This is a genomic window from Desulfomicrobium baculatum DSM 4028 (assembly GCF_000023225.1).
GTDB lineage: Bacteria > Desulfobacterota > Desulfovibrionia > Desulfovibrionales > Desulfomicrobiaceae > Desulfomicrobium > Desulfomicrobium baculatum.
In genome coordinates this window covers 1,663,986-1,679,793 of sequence record NC_013173.1, presented here as the reverse complement: position 1 = coordinate 1,679,793, position 15,808 = coordinate 1,663,986, and the positions used below count along the sequence as shown (strand labels likewise).

The window sequence follows — 15,808 nt, the reverse complement described above, 5'->3', positions numbered from 1 at the left end:
TTTGTTTTTGCCTTTCTCGAAATATCAGCTTTGCGATGTCAGCGTATTTCGCCGCACCAGTCACCCATCAGGATCTAGGCTGCCGGAGCAGCCCCACCGTCTTGCGACGGCCAGATAATCTTCGATCCCACGCCATGTCCAAAGTGTTTTTACAGATCTCATGGTTGTGAACCAACCCGTTGCTGGCTCATGTCGTGGTCGGCGAAACAAAGTCATCCGAAAAGCTGGAAGCGATGGCTACCAATCAGATCTGGTGGTTATTCCAACCCTAATGCTGGTTCCCCACCGCCTCCAAATTTATGCAAAACATTTCTCGTGATCAAAGTTCACGCCCTCCCGCATGATGAAATACGCGGCCCGCGCAAGTTTGTGGGCCAAGGCGCTATGTGCGACCATTCTGTTGCTTCTGGCCATCTTGCGGTCATACCATGAACGGCTTGCGTCGTCGTAACGCCTTGCGAGTTCTGCGACCTCTGAGAAAGCCCACGCCAAGTACTTGTTTCCGTTCTTGGTGTTGCCTCGCCCCTTACGCTTACCGTTGCTAATCCAAGTGGACGGCACTTTCCGGCAATATGAGCTAAAATTGCCCGCCTTGGGGAAACGATCAATTGGACCGGTTTCCAACATGATCGTCAGACCGAGAATCACGCCTACTCCTGGCATGGAAAGCAGGGCCTTGTACGTCGGACGCAGTTCGATTCTCTCCTCGGCCTGCTTCTCGATCTTCTTTATCTGCCGCCCCAGGTAGTCGATGGTGTCTTTGCTGACTTCTCCGCAAAGCGCCAGATCCTCATTGGCGACGCAAAGTGGTGCTACGTGATTTGTCTTAAGCTGTTTGATCTTGTTCACCGAAATCGAATGCCCGTTGTTTCTGGAGACAATACCTTTCAAACTGGTGATCAATGAAGTTCTTAAACGTACCAAGTGGCCGCGTTTACGCAATAAATCTCGGATCGGGCGTTCCGCTTTGGGATAGATGTACCCTTCAGGCAGGACGCCGAGGCGAAGCATCTCGGCCAGCCAAGCCGCATCACTGGCGTCGTCGCTGTGCTTGAGCCCAGAATACTTCTGGATGGCCGCCGGATTGGCCAAATGCACCCGATACCCTTCGTCCATCAAAGCATCGACGATCCAATACCAGTTAAAAGTCGACTCGATAGCAATTCCTTGGACCTGCTCTCGATAGGCAGCAAGCGGATGCAAAATTGCCTGGACATCGTTAGCAAGTTTTCGTTTTTCAATGATCTTTCCTGCACTATCGACCACAGACAAGAAATTTGAATTTGAATGCAAATCGATTCCTGCGTATATAGCCATTGGACACCTCCGATACGAGTGTTTGCCAACTCCTATATAGCAGAGGAATCGGTCACCTGCTATTTTCGGAGGTGTCCTTTTGTATGGTTATCAGATCTTGAATCTTGAATCTTACCATTTTCTGACTCTCTCAGAACTGGAACTTATTGTGCAATCATCGTTACAAAAAAAGCCGCCCGTCACCGGATGGCCTTTCGTTCATAGTCGAAAAACAGGTCGCTGGAATCACATAAACCCACAGCGGAACCCACAACAGAAAAAAGGGATTTCAGCCTTTCGACTGAAATCCCTTGTTCTCTAATGGCGGGGCCGATGGGACTCGAACCCACGGCCTCCGGCGTGACAGGCCGGCGTTATAACCGACTTAACTACGACCCCGCATTTTGTCTTCGTGGTGGGCGGTACAGGGATCGAACCTATGACCCTCGGCTTGTAAGGCCGACGCTCTCCCAGCTGAGCTAACCGCCCCGTCCCGTCCAACGAGAAACAGTCTTTATAGAGCCACATGCCCGCTGTCAAAGACTTTTTTCGCAGAAAATGAAAAAAAGTGAAATTTCCTTGAGACCAGCCCGGGCAGAGGAGCGGAAGGCTGGAATGACCGTGCAAAACAAAAGGGCCGCCCGTTACGGACAGCCCTTTTGGTCTTCGAAAAGCTGAGTCTTAACCGCAGGAAGTGCAGGAAGAGCAGCCAGATCCCGAAGAACTCGCTTTAAGCCCGGACTTGATGTTGAAACCCATGTGCGGGTGGAATTCCACCGAAATGGGTTTCGACTCGTCCATCAGGGCAGTTTCAACCAGGAATTTGTATCCGTCAATTTCGTGTACTACGTCGTTGTCTTTTTGCTCATCCAGAGCAAGCGCCAAGCGAGGCCCGCCTCAGCCGGCAGCCATGTAGACCCGGATCGGGGACACTTCTTTGCCTGCGAAGTGCATATCAAGCTGCTCTTTGGCAGCCTTTGTAAGTTCGAACATGGAATCCTCCTTTGATGTGGGTAAGGGAGTAGTTATTGATTTTATCGATGTCAATGTCCGGGGCAGCGGGATTTTGGTGATGGCTGTCCCTGAAATCCCGGGAATCGCCGTCTGCCGGGAACTTCGTCATCCAGGAAAAAGATGCTTGTGTCTTACATCTCATACGGTTTATCAGTAATCCGTTTCTATACACTTGTAACCCCGGCCTGAATATGAGCCCACAGAAAGCCCGTATCCTGCTTGTCGATGACGAACCGACGTTGCTTGAGTTGCTCGGCGACTTTTTGCGCGAACAAGGTCACGAGGTCATTCTGGCCGATACGGGCACCAAGGCCCTCGACCTGTACAACTCCGAACTTCCGGATCTGGTGCTTCTTGATCTCAAGCTGCCGGACCTGTCCGGATTGGACGTGCTCAAGCATATTTCTTCCCGGGATGACGAAACGGGCCTCATTGTCATTTCCGGGGTCGGGTCCACCGACGACGCCATCGAGAGCTTGCGCCGGGGCGCGTGGGATTTTCTGGTCAAGCCCTTTCTCAATCTGGAATTCGTGCTGCACTCCGTGAACAAAAGCATTGAAAAGGTGCATTTGAAGAGGGAAAACAGGCTTTACCGGGAACATCTGGAAGAAGAGGTGCAGCGTCGAACCGCTGAATTACGTCAGGAGATCATCGCCCGCAAACGCATCGAGGAGGATCTGCGGCGCAGCGAGATGCGCTACAAGGAGCTGAGTTTGACCGACGAACTGACAGGGCTTTACAATGCACGCCATTTCTTCCGGCAGGTGCAGGCCGAGGTGGAACGGGCCACGCGCTACAACAGCCCGCTATCCCTGTGCGTCATAGATATCGACAAATTCAAGCGGTACAACGACACCTACGGGCATTTATGCGGCGACGCCGTGCTCGCGGAGCTGGGCCGCCTCATTCAGAAACTGATCCGCGACGCGGACTCGGCCTACCGCTACGGGGGGGAGGAGTTTATCATCGTGCTGCCGGAAACACCCCGCGAAGAAGCCGCCAGAGTGGCCGAACGCATCCGGACCACTTTTTTCGAACATTCCTTTTACCCGAAAAATGCGCAGGGTGTCCATGTTTCGCTGAGCCTGGGAGTGACCAGCTACTGTCCCGGAGAATCCGTCTCGGACCTCGTGGACCGGGCCGACCAGAATATGTACGCGGCCAAGAAATGCGGTCGCAACACTACGGTTTGCAAGTGATCAGATTCAGGGAGAGGTGAGCGGTCGGCACGAGCCACTTCATTCCCGCTTCACGCCTCCCGCTTTTACGCTTTACGCTTCACGTCGCGCGTCTCACGCTTCCCGTCATCTTCGTTCATCGTCGCCGTCAGACGGCAAAAGCCGCATTCCCCGGCAGAGGTCGGATATCCGCAGGTCGTGCAGGGCTGGATGTCCACGCTCGTTTCGCCTCGCGGGGCAAAGCCCTGGCGGCCATCTTTTAAAAACCCGTCATAAAAGCGGATCTTGCGTCCCGGCTGGATGTCTTCCAGATCGGCCAGCAGGTTTTTGTAGATGGGAAAGCTGGCCTTGGAGCTGTAGGGGCATGGCGCGTAGCCATAGTCGATGCCGGCCAGAAAGCAGAGGTTCGCGGTCTCGAATTCGGTCAGGCGAAAAAGCGGCTTGACCTTCTTGGCGAACCCTTTCTCGGCAGGCATGACCGGCCCCTGGTCGCTCAGAAACTCCACATCCCAGCGCATGACGTTGGCGAAAAGGCGCGAGGTTTCGTCGTCGAGATTGTGCCCCGTGGCCAGGACCGTGAAGCCGTTCTCCTGGGCGAACTTGTTGAACAGGTAGCGCTTGGTCTGTCCGCAGACGGAGCAGATGGGGCGTTTGACCCGGCGCTTGACGTCGCACATGGCCAGTCCCAATTTGGCCGTCTCGATAACGTGCAGGGGAATCTCGCCCATCGCGCAGAAACGCTCGGCGTAGCTCCGCGCGATGGGCGATGATTCAGGGATGCCGAGGTCGATGTGCAGGCCTTCGATGTTGTAGCCGAGATCCTTCAATTGCCAGGCCAGGGCCAGGGAATCCTTGCCGCCGGAGATGGCGATGAGGATGCGGTCATCGAAGGTGAACATGCCGTGTTCCTTGATGGCCCGTTCCACCAGCCTGCGGGCGAAGACAAGAAAGCAGTCCTTGCAGAAAGCGGTGTGGTGGCTGGGCAGGGCGACAACGGCGGGGATCTGGCAGCGTTTGCATTTCATATGGCTATCCCTTCGATCCGACGTCGCGCACGATGACGTGGTCGCCGTCTTTGAGGTTCAGATCCGGAGTGAGCAGCCCGCCGTTGCGGATGACAAGGGCCCGGCCGGGCTTGCGTCCGAGTTTGTGCAGAAGCTGGGTGACCGTGGCGGCGCGGTCGATGGTCAGTTCCCGGTTTTCGGGTTCAAGGCGGACAGTAATCATGTTTCTCCTGGGCTTTTGCTGTCGGTGTTGACAGGTGCGTGCCCTAAATCGATGCGTTGCAAAATTCAAGACCGCTTTGGTCCGATTTCCAGAATCAGAAAGCCGTCTTCGTCCAGTCGTCCTGTGTCCTGGGTGATGAACCAGCGGATGCCGTCCGCTTCGACGATGGCTTTTGCGGTCAGGTCGTCGCGGCCCAGGTAGCCTTGCATGACCTGGGTTCCGCCGATAAGAATGCGGCCGCTCTCGCCATGGGGCAGGTCCGTCAGGGTCTGCGGGTGCACGATGCGCAGGGCGGAGCCGGGCAGGGGCAGCCCCACGGTGCCGGGTTTGCGGCCCTGCTGGATGTTCAGGTCCAGGGGATTGAGCACATCGGGGGCATTGACGGTCGCCACGGGCGTTGTCTCGGTGGTGCCGTAGCCGTCATGGACGATGAGTCCGAATTTTTGGCGGAAGGCCTGCACGCAGTAATCGGAGAGCGCCAGTCCGCCCGACAGTACGGAGCGCAGGGACGCGAACATCAGCGGGTGCAGCGCGGGGCTGACGATGTACGCCTCAAGCATCGCGGGATCGGCGCAGAGCATGGTCGCCTCGAAGTCGACGCACAGCCGTCCCATCCTGCGGGCCTCGAAGGGGTCATGGGCGCAGGCCATGGGCACGGATTCGAGCAAGGGCAGAAACATGGTCGTGGTCAGCCCCAGGGCGTCATGCAGGGGCAGGGCGGTCAGCAGCACGTCGTCGCCCCGAGGCGGAAAGAGAGAGGCGATCTGGCGGGCGTTGGTGATGATGCTGGAGTGTCCAAGGCACACGCCAACGGGCATGGGCTCTTGCCTGGGCACGAAGACGATGGCGGCCGTACTTTGGGCCGAGACGCGCAGAGGCAGGACAAAACGCAGCAGAGCCACCGGCAGGAGGCGGATCAGGAGGCGAGTCAGGGCTGTGTCGCGCAGGGATGTCCGGCAATCTTCCACGAACTGGAAACGCAGCTCGTCATGAAGCCCGGCGCATCCCTGGCCGCGCAATTTTTCAAGATGCTTGCGGGTGCTTAAGATCGTCCCGATTCCGGCCTGCTGCAGGCAACTCGCAAAGGCCGGCGCAGACAGGCCCGGATCAAGGTTGACGGTGGTCTTGCCGGCCATGAGCACGGCCATGTTGGCCGCAGCGCCGCTTACTCCCGGCGGCAGCAGGATGCCCACCGCCTTTTCGGGCAGGGCGCTGAGCGTGCGGGATAGGGCCAGGGCGGAAAGGAACAGCTCTTCGCCGGTGGCCTGGGCTCCGCCGGAATCGGCCACGGCCAGCCTGGCCGGAGCGCGTTTGACCGCGCGCAGCCATCTTTGCGGGATGGAGGTCTGGGTGCGGGCGAATTCCTGCCAGGCCATGATGGACTGACGGTGCACGGCGTCCTTGACTTCCTGCGGCGTAGCCGTGGCAGGCAGGGCAGGGCCGAAGCACAGATTGACGTCACGCGCCAGAACGCCGTTGGTGTTGCGGCGGAAATGCCTGCTCACGGCGGACCACCTGCTGCCCCACAGGCCGCGCAGATAGAAGGGCACGATGGTGCATTCGCTCTGGACCGCCGGGATGCAGTAGCCGCGCCGGAAGGCCGCGAGCTGGCCGTTGCGGCTGATGGCTCCCTCGGGAAAAAGGACCACGCATTCGCCGGCCTTGAGGTTCTCGGTGATCGTGCGCAAGGCTGAACTGCTGGCCGCGGAAGAGATGGGGATGACACGGTAGAGATCCAGGAACCAGCGCAGATACCAGCGGCTGTAATAATGGCGCGACATGACAAAGCGCACGGGCCGGGGCACGGCCAGATGCAGCACGGCCCAGTCGATCCAGCTGGTGTGGTTGCCGAGGAGCAGCACCCCGCCCTGGGACGGAATGTTCTTCAGGCCGGTCACAACCAGCCGGTAGCGCTGGGCAAAGACGATGCGCAGCAGAAAACGCATGAAAGACTGAGGCAGCTTGCGCAGGGTGTGGACCGAACCCAGAGCCATGATCGCGGCCAGGGTCAGGATGATGGGCACGCTGGAGAGCCCGGTCAGGGAAGCCAGCACCGTCATGCACAGGAAGGCCAGCATGAACACGTTCTGCAAAAAATTGTTGCCGGCCAGGATCGTGCCCAGGTCCGAATCCTTGGCATTGAACTGAATGAGCGCGTTGAGCGGCACCACATAGAGACCGCCGAAAAATCCGTACACGGCCAGCAGACAGCCGAGGGCGGGAATATTGCTCATGCCGGGGATGGTGGCCAGACAGATGGTCATGCCGAGCGCGGCCAGGGGGATGATCCCGGTTTCGATATAGGTCCGCGAGAGGCGTCCGGCGGTGATGGAGCCGACGATGATGCCAACGCCGCCGATGGCCAGCAGCCCCTGGGCCACGACGGTGGAGGTCACGCCCGCGAAATCCTTGAGGTGCGCGCCGAAAGCGGCGAAAAGCACCTGGTTGACCCCCCAGAAGAGCGACAGGCCGAGCACGCAGAGCCAGATGGTCTCGTGGCCATAGATGTTCTTCAAGTTCTTCTTTAAGTATACTCCACGGACATATGTTTTGAAATCAAGGTGCAGGGTCGTGTCGCCGGGTTTGTACTGCGGGATGCGCAGGGCCACTAGGGTTTGCGCCACGGCGCCCGCGATGAGCAGCAGCCCGCTGGGAGCGATGGCGTGCAGGATGTCTTCCTTGGTCGTGGCGTCGCCGATGAGGGACTCGAACAGAAGGGAAAAGAGGACGCCGCCCAGCAGGATGGCGACAATGGTCACGGCTTGGACCACGCCGTTGGCCATGCCGAGGTTGTCCTTGCCGGCCATTTCCTTGATGTATCCGTATTTCGCCGGGGAATAAAAGGCGGACTGCGCGGCCAGGATCAGGGTCAGGACAAAAGCCGCTTCGAACCAGCCCAAGAGATAACTGCCGTAAATGAGCACGGTCATGGGAATGGCCAGACCCGCGGTCCAGCGCATGACCCGATGCTTGGAGAAGCGGTCGGCCAGGAATCCGGCAGGCGTGAAGAACATGATGAAGGGCAGCAGGATGCAGGCGTTGACAAGGGCTGTCAGCGCAATCTGGGTGGATCCGTCATAGCACTTGAAGACCGTGTTCTGGATGATGATCTTGTGCCCCAGGTCGAGCATGGCGTTGACCAGGACGACAGTAAGGTAGGGCAAAAATCCCCGGATTTTCAGGAGCCCAAGGCGGTGCGAGGTGCGTGTTTCCATGGCTCAGCACAGACCCAGCATGCGCAGGCAGGCGGCCGTGACCTGCGCGGGCGTGCCGGGGGTCAGTTCGAGTTTGCCGTAGCGGTGCAGAACGAGCGGTTGCATGATGGCTCCCATCAGCAGCCCCGCATGGAGATCGGCATCGCAGGGCGGAATCTCGCCCGCGCCCACTGCCTGGCCGATAAAGCGTTCGGCCATGGCCATGGGCTCGGTCTCGCGGCTCAGGAGCTTGTCTTCGGGAAAGCCATGCTGGGTCAGCAGGATGAAGGCGAACTGGTCGCCATTATATATGTAATAGTCGTAGATGGTCTGGATCGCGAGCCCCAGACGCAGATCGAACGGCATGCGGTCGTCGAAGAGGACCTCGGATACCAGATGGGTGAACTGGTCCAGCTCGCGGTTGAAAAGCTTCCACGCCATTTCTTCCTTGCCGGAATAGTAGCGGTACAGCGCGCCCTCGGTGACTCCCGCCTCGCTTGCGATATCCTTTATGGTGGTACGCGCCAGCCCTTTGGTGGCAAAAAGGCGGATGGCGGATTCTTCTATGGTTTCGCGTTTCATGACTGGTCGTGACATGGTAGGCCTCCTTTCTGATGTGAGTATGTATTTACTCATTCTCGATTCACGTCAAGAAAAAGGGCGCGCTCATAAGAGCGCGCCCGGGGAGGGAGACGAAAACCGGAGCCTGGGGTTAGGTATGGCGACCGGCGATCAGATCTTGAATGACGGAAGGATCGGCCAGGGTCGAGGTGTCGCCGAAGTCTTCCAGGGCCGTGGAACCGGAGGTGATCTTGCGCAGTACTCGGCGCATGATCTTGCCGCTGCGGGTCTTGGGCAGGCCCACGGTGAACTGGATGACTTCGGGAGAGGCCAGCGGCCCGATTTCCTTGCGGACGTGGTTGCGCAGGGCTTTTATGAGTTCGTCGGATTCGTCCGCGTCGGCGCGCAGGGTGACGTAGGCATAAATGGCCTGGCCCTTGATGTCGTGAGGCATGCCGACCACGGCGGCCTCGGCCACGGCCGGATGCGAGACCAGGGCGGACTCGATCTCGGCCGTGCCCAGGCGATGGCCGGACACGTTGATGACATCGTCAAGGCGGCCCATGATCCAGAAATAGCCGTCCTCGTCCTGGCGCGCGCCGTCGCCGGCCTCGTAGCGGCCGGGAAAGCGCTCGAAGTATTGCTGCTTGAAGCGCTCGGGATCACCGAACACGCCGCGCAGCATGCCCGGCCAGGGGCGCTCGATGATCAGGTGGCCGCCTTCGTTGGCAGAGGTCGGGTTGCCTTCGGCGTCGACGATGCGGGCATGCACGCCGGGCAGAGGACGGGTGGCGGAGCCGGGTTTGAGTGGCGTGGCGAAGGGCAGAGCGGAGATGAGGATGCCGCCCGTTTCCGTCTGCCACCAGGTGTCGACCACGGGCAGCTTGGAATTGCCGATGTTCTTGTGATACCACATCCAGGCCTCGGGATTGATGGGTTCGCCGACGCTGCCGAGCACGCGCAAGGAGGACAAATCGTTCTTCTGCGTCCATTCCGAGCCGTCTCGCATCAGCGCCCGGATGGCGGTGGGCGCGGTGTAGAAGGAGGTGATCTTGAACTTCTCGACCAACTGCCAGAACCGGGACGGATCGGGATAGGACGGCACGCCTTCGAACATGACCGAGGTCACGCCCAGCGCCAGAGGACCGTACACGATGTAGGTGTGCCCGGTGATCCAGCCGATGTCCGCCGTGCAGAAATGGATGTCGTCGTCATGCAGGTTGAAGACCAGCTGCGTGGAGTGGGCCGCGTAGGTCAGGTAACCGCCCGTGGTGTGCATGACCCCTTTGGGCTTGCCCGTGGAGCCGCTTGTGTACAGAATGAAGAGCAGGTCCTCGGAGTCCATGGGTTCGCAGGGGCAGCTCGTGGCGATGTTCGGGTCGGCCATGACGTCGTGCCACCACAGGTCCCGGTCCTCGACCATGTTGATGTCGATGCCGGCCCGCTTCAGGACCACGCAAGCTGTCACGGTGGGGCAGCCTTTGAGGGCTTCGTCGACATTGCCCTTGAGGGGGATCTTCTTGCCTCCGCGCAGCACCGCGTCGGCGGTGACCAGCACCTTGGCTTCGCAGTCCTGGATGCGGTTCATGAGGCTCAAAGCCGAAAAGCCCGCGAAAACGATGGAATGCGTGGCTCCGATGCGCGTGCAGGCCAGCATGGCCACGGCCAGTTCCGGCACCATGGGCATGTAGAGGGCCACGCGGTCACCGCGTCCGACTCCGAGTTTTTTGAGGATGTTGGCGAAGCGGATGACATCGTGCAAAAGTTCGCGGAAGGAAATGTGCCGGACATCTTCTTCGGGTTCGCCCTGCCAGATGATGGCCGTCTTGTCGCCCAGGCCGTTTTCCACATGCCGGTCAAGGCAGTTGTAGCTGACGTTGAGCTGGCCGTTCACGAACCAGTTGATCTTCGGAACGGTGAAATCGCAGTCCATGACCTTGTCCCAGGGTTTGCTCCAGCTGAGAAGCTCCTTGGCGCGGTCGGCCCAGTAGCCTTCGGGGTCCTGGTCGGCGCGGCGATAGTGCTCTTCGTAGGTGGCCATGTCGGGGATGTGGGCCCGTTTGGCGGCGGGTGGGTTGAAGAGGCGCTGTTCGTGCTGCAGGCTCTGGATATTGTCAGGTGTCATGGTGATTCCTCCTTTGCTGTTGGGTAGGCGATGTCCTTGAAGGACGTGTATCTGACAATAGGGTGTAGAAGAAATGAATTTTGTTTTCCCCCCTTTTCTGGTAAATGGCTGATATTGGCGGTTAACGGAAACGCCACCACCTTCAAGTCGGTAAACGGAGCTTTTCGGACGATGAGCGTCAAACACCTGGATCTGTTGTTCAAGCCCAATTCCCTGGCCATCATCGGGGCGTCCCGCGATCCGAATTCAGTCAGCGCGATCCTCATGCGCAACCTCATGTCCGGCAAATTTCTCGGACCGGTGCTGCCTGTTTCCGGGGCGCAGGAGGCCATTTTCGGCGTCCTGTCGTATGTGGACGTGGCCTCCCTGCCGCTGACCCCGGACATGGCCATCATCTGCTCCCCGGCGCACGAGATTCCGGACCGTCTTGTCGAGCTGGTCGATAATGGCACGCACGTGGCCGTGATCATGGACCCTGGTTATGCCTTACTTGAAGCAAAAGAGCGAGCGCTCATGGATGAAAAGATCCGCAAGGTGCTGCGCGAGAAAGATATCCGCGTGCTCGGTCCGGGCAGTCTGGGCATGATCGTCCCGGCGAGCGGGGTCAATGCGAGCCTGTCCCGGGTGGGAGCCAAGGAGGGCCGCATCGCCTTTGTGACCCAGTCCGACAGTCTGTTCGAATCCGTTCTGGACTGGGCCAGGACCAACAACGTCGGTTTTTCCCACTGCATCTCCCTTGGGCGCCAGCTGGATGTGGATTTCAGCTGCGTGCTCGACTATCTGGGCTCCGATCCGGCCACCAAGGCCATCCTTCTCTATGTGGAAAACATCCAGGATGCGCGCCGCTTCATGTCCGCGACCCGAGCCAGCGCACGCAACAAGCCCATCCTGGTCATCCGTCCGCGCCGTCTGCCCTGCGATTTGCGCGACGCCGCCAGCGAACTCACGGAAATGGACCAGGACCAGATCTACGACGCCGCCTTCCGCCGCGCCGGCATGGTCCGCGTGGACGACATCGACTCCCTGTTCGAGGGCGCCCGCACCCTGGCCAACTACAAGCCTCTGCGCGGCAACGGCCTGGCCATCATGACCAACGGCCAGAGCATCGGCCTTTTGGCCGCCGACACCCTCATCAACGGAGGAGGGGAGCTGGCGGCCATCAACGAGGAGACCCAGCTCAAGCTGGAGGAGATCCTGGGTCAGGAGCGCTGCTCCGACAACCCCGTGACCCTGCCCTACAATGCCACCCCCGACACCTATGCCCGGGTCCTCAGCGTGTTGGTGCGGGCGGCGGACGTGGGCTGCGTACTCATCCTGCATGTGCCTTTCCAGGGTACGTCGAGCCTTGAGATCGCCCAGGCCGTGACCCAGGTGGCCAAGACCAGCCGCTGCCTGGTGCTGGCCAACTGGCTGGGCGAGGAAACGGTGCAGGACACCAAGGAAGTTTTCGAAGAGGCCGCCATCCCGGTCTTCGACCGGCCGGGCAAGGCCATCATGGCCTATCTGCACATGCTGCGCTACAAACGCACGCAGAAGATCCTGATGCAAACCCCGGATTCCCTGCCGGCGGACTTTTTTCCGGACACGGAGCACGCCCTTCAGATCATCAAGACCGCCCTCGACGAAGACCGCAACCACCTCACCGAGGACGAATCAAGGCAGGTCCTGGCCGCCTACGGCGTGCCCGTGGTCGAGACCAGAATCTGCAAATCGGCCATGCAGGCCGTGGAGGCGGCTTCCGAGATCGGCTTTCCGGTCGCGCTCAAAATCCGCTCCCCGCAGATCACCCAGCCTTTCGACATCGGCGGCATCGCCCTCGACCTGACCACCCCTGATCTGGTCTTCGAAGCGGCGGCGAACATGTCGGCGCGCGTCCATGCCCAGGTTCCCAACGCCTACATCGAGGGTTTCACCGTCCAGAAAATGGGGCGCAGGCCCGGGGCGCATGAGCTTTTCATTTCCATCTTCACGGACAAGGTCTTCGGTCCGGTGCTGCGCTTCGGACATGGCGGCGTTTCCGCGCCGGTCATCAACGACCACTCCGTGACCCTGCCCCCGCTGAACATGGGGCTGGCCAAGGAACTCATTTCCCGCACCCGCATCTACAAATTGCTGCAGGGATCCAGGCGTCAGGCCGCGGCGGACATCGACGACATCTGTCTGGCCCTCATCCAGATCAGTCAGATGGTCATTGACCTGCCCCAGATCGTGACCCTGGAGATGAACCCGATCTTTGCCGACGATCTGGGCGTGCTGGCCCTGGGCGCGCGGATCTGGATTCAGCCCTCGCTGGTCACGGGACCGGAAAGACTGGCCATCCGTCCGTATCCCCGGGAGCTGGAAGAATGCGTGCGCCTCAAGAACGGCGAGCAGGTCCTGCTGCGGCCCATCCGGCCGGAGGATGCCCAGGCCCATCTCGATTTCATCCACAACCTGCCCGAGGAGGATTTGCGCCTGCGCTTTTTCGGGCTGGTCCAGAATTTCGTTTTAAGCGACATGCCCAAGTTCACGCAGATCGACTACGACCGCGAGATGGCTTTCATCGCCACCCAGAACGTCGATGGCCAGCCCAAGACTCTTGGCGTGGTGCGCACGTCCACCAAACCCGATAATTCGTCGGCCGAATTCGCCATAATCATCAGCGCGGACATGAAAGGATCGGGCCTTGGCTCGGTGCTGTTTGAAAAAATGATCCGCTATTGCAAAGGGCGGGGGACCCGCTATCTTGAGGGGCAGACCATGCCGCGCAACAAGGGCATGATCGGTCTGGCCAAGCGCTTCGGCCTGAATGTGTCGCATAACTATGAAGAAGAATTGGTAGAAATGCGTTTGCCTTTGTGGGAATGGGAGCCGAAATCCTAGCCTTTTTGCCGTCTGGATAATTCAATCGATTTCCGTTAAACGATTTTTTTCGCGAGACTGAGCCTGCCCCCGCGTGAGCGTGGGCAGGCTCGGAACGTGTTCAAGACTGGTCTTTTTCCTGGCGGGGGGAAAGATTGCAGGAGGATTTATGCAAAAAAAAGATACAGCCACTTTGACCATTGACGGCCAGACCTACGAGCTGCCCATCGTGCGCGGCACCGAAGGCGAGATCGGGGTGGACGTGAGCTGTCTGCGAACCCGGGCCGGGGTCATTACCCTGGACCAGGGCTACGCCAATACCGGTTCGTGTTACAGCGGCATAACTTTCGTGGACGGGGAGAGGGGGATCCTGCGCTATCGCGGATATCCCATTGAACAGCTGGCCCGGCAGAGTTCCTTCGTGGAAACGGTCATGCTGCTTGTCTTCGGCGAACTGCCGACCCGCGAAGAGCGGGCCGCGTTCCGCACCATGCTCGGCGACACGGCCTTGCTGCATGAGGATCTCATGCACCACTTCGAGGGTTTTCCACCCAACGGCCATCCCATGGCCATCCTCTCGGCGGTCATCAATTCGCTCGGAGCCTACAATCCCGATCTGCTGGACATCCAGACCGAAGAGGAGTTTCGCAAGGCCGTGGCCAAGCTGGTCAGCAAAGTGCGCACCATCGCGGCTTTCAGTTACCGCAAGTCCGCAGGGCTGCCCATCATCTACCCGGACCCCAGCCGCTCCTACTGTGAAAACTTTCTGCACATGATGTTTTCCGTGCCCTACAAGGAGCACGTGCCCACCCCCGAGGCCCAGAAAGCGCTGTCGCAGTTCCTGCTGGTGCACGCCGACCATGAGCAGAACTGCTCCTGTTCCACGGTGCGCATGGTCGGATCGAGCGAGGCCAATCTTTTTGCCTCGGTCTCGGCCGGCATCTGCGCCCTGTGGGGCCGGTTGCACGGTGGGGCCAACTCCGCCGTGGTGCAGATGCTCGAAAACATCCGCGACGGCGATCTCACCGTCAAGGATTGCATCGAAAAGGTTAAACGCAAGGAATTCAGGTTGATGGGATTTGGGCACAGGGTCTACAAGAACTTCGACCCCCGGGCCAAGGTTTTGAAGGAATGCGCCACGAACCTTTTGGCTTCGCTGCACATCAAGGACCCGTTCCTCGATATCGCCCAGGAGCTTGAAGAGATCGCATTGCATGACGATTATTTCGTCTCGCGCAAGCTCTATCCCAACGTGGACTTCTATTCCGGACTGATCCTGCGCGCCCTGAACATTCCGGTGAACATGTTCCCGGTCATGTTCGCCATCGGCCGCCTGCCGGGCTGGATCGCGCACTGGCACGAGCAGCACCTGGAAGAGAACACCCGCATCCACCGCCCCCGTCAGATCTACGTGGGGCCGAACATAAGGGACTATATCCTGATGAAGGATCGTTGAGAAAAGGGGGCATTAGGCTCCCTTTTTTTAACAACCCCATTGCATAGTCCAGCCGCCTTTGGTTCAGAAAATTCTGGCCTTCAATCCGTGTTCTTCGTACACTTTTTTTATTTATTTACGGAAAAAGCATTCTTTGTTCTGAAATGGAGGCAGGCATGGCAAAAAACCAGGCGATGAACGTTTCGGACCAGCAACGTCAGGGATTCGATGCGTCCAGCGCGACGCCCGCATCGATAGTGCACGGAATTTCCGTGAACCGGGAGGCGGTGGCCGCTTTTTGTCTGAAATGGAGTGTCTCGGAACTGGCGCTTTTTGGATCCGTGCTGCGTGAAGATTTTCGACCTCACAGTGATGTCGATGTGCTGGTCCGCTTTCAAAAAAATGCCCGTCCGACCCTTTTCGACATGGTCCGCATGCAAAACGAATTGGAAGGGATTTTTGGTCGCAAGGTTGACTTGGTCAGCCGTCGCGGCCTGGAACAAAGCCGAAATCACATTCGTCGAAATGCGATTCTGCAAAGCGCGGAGGTCTTCCATGGATCGTGACCGCGCGTACATTTTCGATATCACCGAAGCCGCACGCCTCGCTCTTTCCTATGTCGATGACCTGACTCTCAAGGATTTCCTGCTCGATACCCGATGTCAGGATGCGGTGATCAGGCGCATCGAAGTCAACGGTGAAGCGGCGCGGCGCGTTTCGTCACAGACCAGGGAACTGCATCCCGAAATTCCCTGGGCAGCCATGATCGGAATGCGCAACCTCATGATCCATGATTACGACGATGTGGACATGGATATCGTCTGGGACACCGTGCACAGGGACTTGCCTGAACTTCTGGCGTTGCTGGATCCGCTCGCGCCGGAATCGAAAGGATGATGTCCGCAAGGAGAGGGAGCCTGGCTCCCTTTTTTTGCGC

The 15,808-nt window shown here is 59.1% G+C and carries 12 protein-coding genes and 2 tRNA genes; 5 read left to right on the top strand and 9 right to left on the bottom strand.

The genetic code is table 11. The features are described from left to right. Positions 1 to 297: 297 nt before the first annotated feature. The 4 genes from DBAC_RS07460 to DBAC_RS19800 all read right to left on the bottom strand — a co-directional run bounded on the left by DBAC_RS07460 (position 298) and on the right by DBAC_RS19800 (position 2,289). Positions 298 to 1,317: an IS110 family RNA-guided transposase gene (locus tag DBAC_RS07460; protein WP_012805434.1), complete on the bottom strand. Its 1,020-nt coding sequence runs from the start codon at positions 1,315 to 1,317 to the stop codon at positions 298 to 300. A gap of 301 nt (positions 1,318 to 1,618) precedes the next feature. Next, positions 1,619 to 1,695, bottom strand: a tRNA-Asp gene (locus tag DBAC_RS07455). A gap of 14 nt (positions 1,696 to 1,709) precedes the next feature. Continuing rightward, positions 1,710 to 1,785 (bottom strand) — tRNA-Val (locus DBAC_RS07450). Positions 1,786 to 1,977: 192 nt separating this feature from the next. After that, complete coding sequence (locus tag DBAC_RS19800; RefSeq protein ID WP_015773672.1) at positions 1,978 to 2,289, bottom strand: IscA/HesB family protein; 312 nt, start codon at positions 2,287 to 2,289, stop codon at positions 1,978 to 1,980. A 212-nt stretch (positions 2,290 to 2,501) separates the two neighbouring features. Between DBAC_RS19800 and DBAC_RS17845 the strand changes: the two genes are divergently transcribed. Next, the gene (locus tag DBAC_RS17845) at positions 2,502 to 3,509 is read left to right on the top strand and encodes a GGDEF domain-containing response regulator (RefSeq protein ID WP_015773671.1); all 1,008 of its coding nucleotides are present in this window, start codon (positions 2,502 to 2,504) and stop codon (positions 3,507 to 3,509) included. A gap of 65 nt (positions 3,510 to 3,574) precedes the next feature. On the opposite strand, the gene DBAC_RS07435 is transcribed toward DBAC_RS17845, so the two are convergent. From DBAC_RS07435 to acs, 5 genes are all read right to left on the bottom strand, one after another. Next, the gene (locus DBAC_RS07435; RefSeq protein ID WP_015773670.1) at positions 3,575 to 4,513 is read right to left on the bottom strand and encodes a PP-loop family protein; all 939 of its coding nucleotides are present in this window, start codon (positions 4,511 to 4,513) and stop codon (positions 3,575 to 3,577) included. A 4-nt stretch (positions 4,514 to 4,517) separates the two neighbouring features. Next, entirely contained in the window at positions 4,518 to 4,715 is a 198-nt protein-coding gene (locus DBAC_RS07430) for a MoaD/ThiS family protein (protein ID WP_015773669.1), read from the bottom strand. A 65-nt stretch (positions 4,716 to 4,780) separates the two neighbouring features. Next, a complete protein-coding gene (locus DBAC_RS07425; RefSeq protein WP_015773668.1) occupies positions 4,781 to 7,930 on the bottom strand; it encodes an MFS transporter in 3,150 nt (1,049 codons plus the stop codon). 3 nt (positions 7,931 to 7,933) lie between these two features. Beyond that, positions 7,934 to 8,506, bottom strand: coding sequence for a TetR/AcrR family transcriptional regulator (locus DBAC_RS07420; protein WP_015773667.1), 573 nt, complete (start codon positions 8,504 to 8,506; stop codon positions 7,934 to 7,936). Positions 8,507 to 8,621: 115 nt separating this feature from the next. Further along, positions 8,622 to 10,595, bottom strand: a complete 1,974-nt coding sequence (gene acs, locus DBAC_RS07415) for an acetate--CoA ligase (protein WP_015773666.1) — start codon at positions 10,593 to 10,595, stop codon at positions 8,622 to 8,624. 171 nt (positions 10,596 to 10,766) lie between these two features. On the opposite strand from acs, the gene DBAC_RS07410 reads away from it, so the two are divergent. The 4 genes from DBAC_RS07410 (at position 10,767) to DBAC_RS07395 (ending at position 15,768) form a co-directional block, all read left to right on the top strand. Further along, complete coding sequence (locus DBAC_RS07410) at positions 10,767 to 13,457, top strand: bifunctional acetate--CoA ligase family protein/GNAT family N-acetyltransferase (protein WP_015773665.1); 2,691 nt, start codon at positions 10,767 to 10,769, stop codon at positions 13,455 to 13,457. Positions 13,458 to 13,605: 148 nt separating this feature from the next. Further along, on the top strand, positions 13,606 to 14,892 hold the full coding sequence (locus DBAC_RS07405) for a citrate synthase (protein ID WP_015773664.1): 1,287 nt from the start codon (positions 13,606 to 13,608) through the stop codon (positions 14,890 to 14,892). A 155-nt stretch (positions 14,893 to 15,047) separates the two neighbouring features. Beyond that, on the top strand, positions 15,048 to 15,437 hold the full coding sequence (locus DBAC_RS07400; RefSeq protein WP_015773663.1) for a nucleotidyltransferase family protein: 390 nt from the start codon (positions 15,048 to 15,050) through the stop codon (positions 15,435 to 15,437). After that, on the top strand, positions 15,427 to 15,768 hold the full coding sequence (locus DBAC_RS07395; RefSeq protein WP_015773662.1) for a HepT-like ribonuclease domain-containing protein: 342 nt from the start codon (positions 15,427 to 15,429) through the stop codon (positions 15,766 to 15,768). The genes DBAC_RS07400 and DBAC_RS07395 overlap by 11 nt, the downstream gene beginning before the upstream one ends. The last annotated feature ends 40 nt before the right edge of the window (positions 15,769 to 15,808 follow it).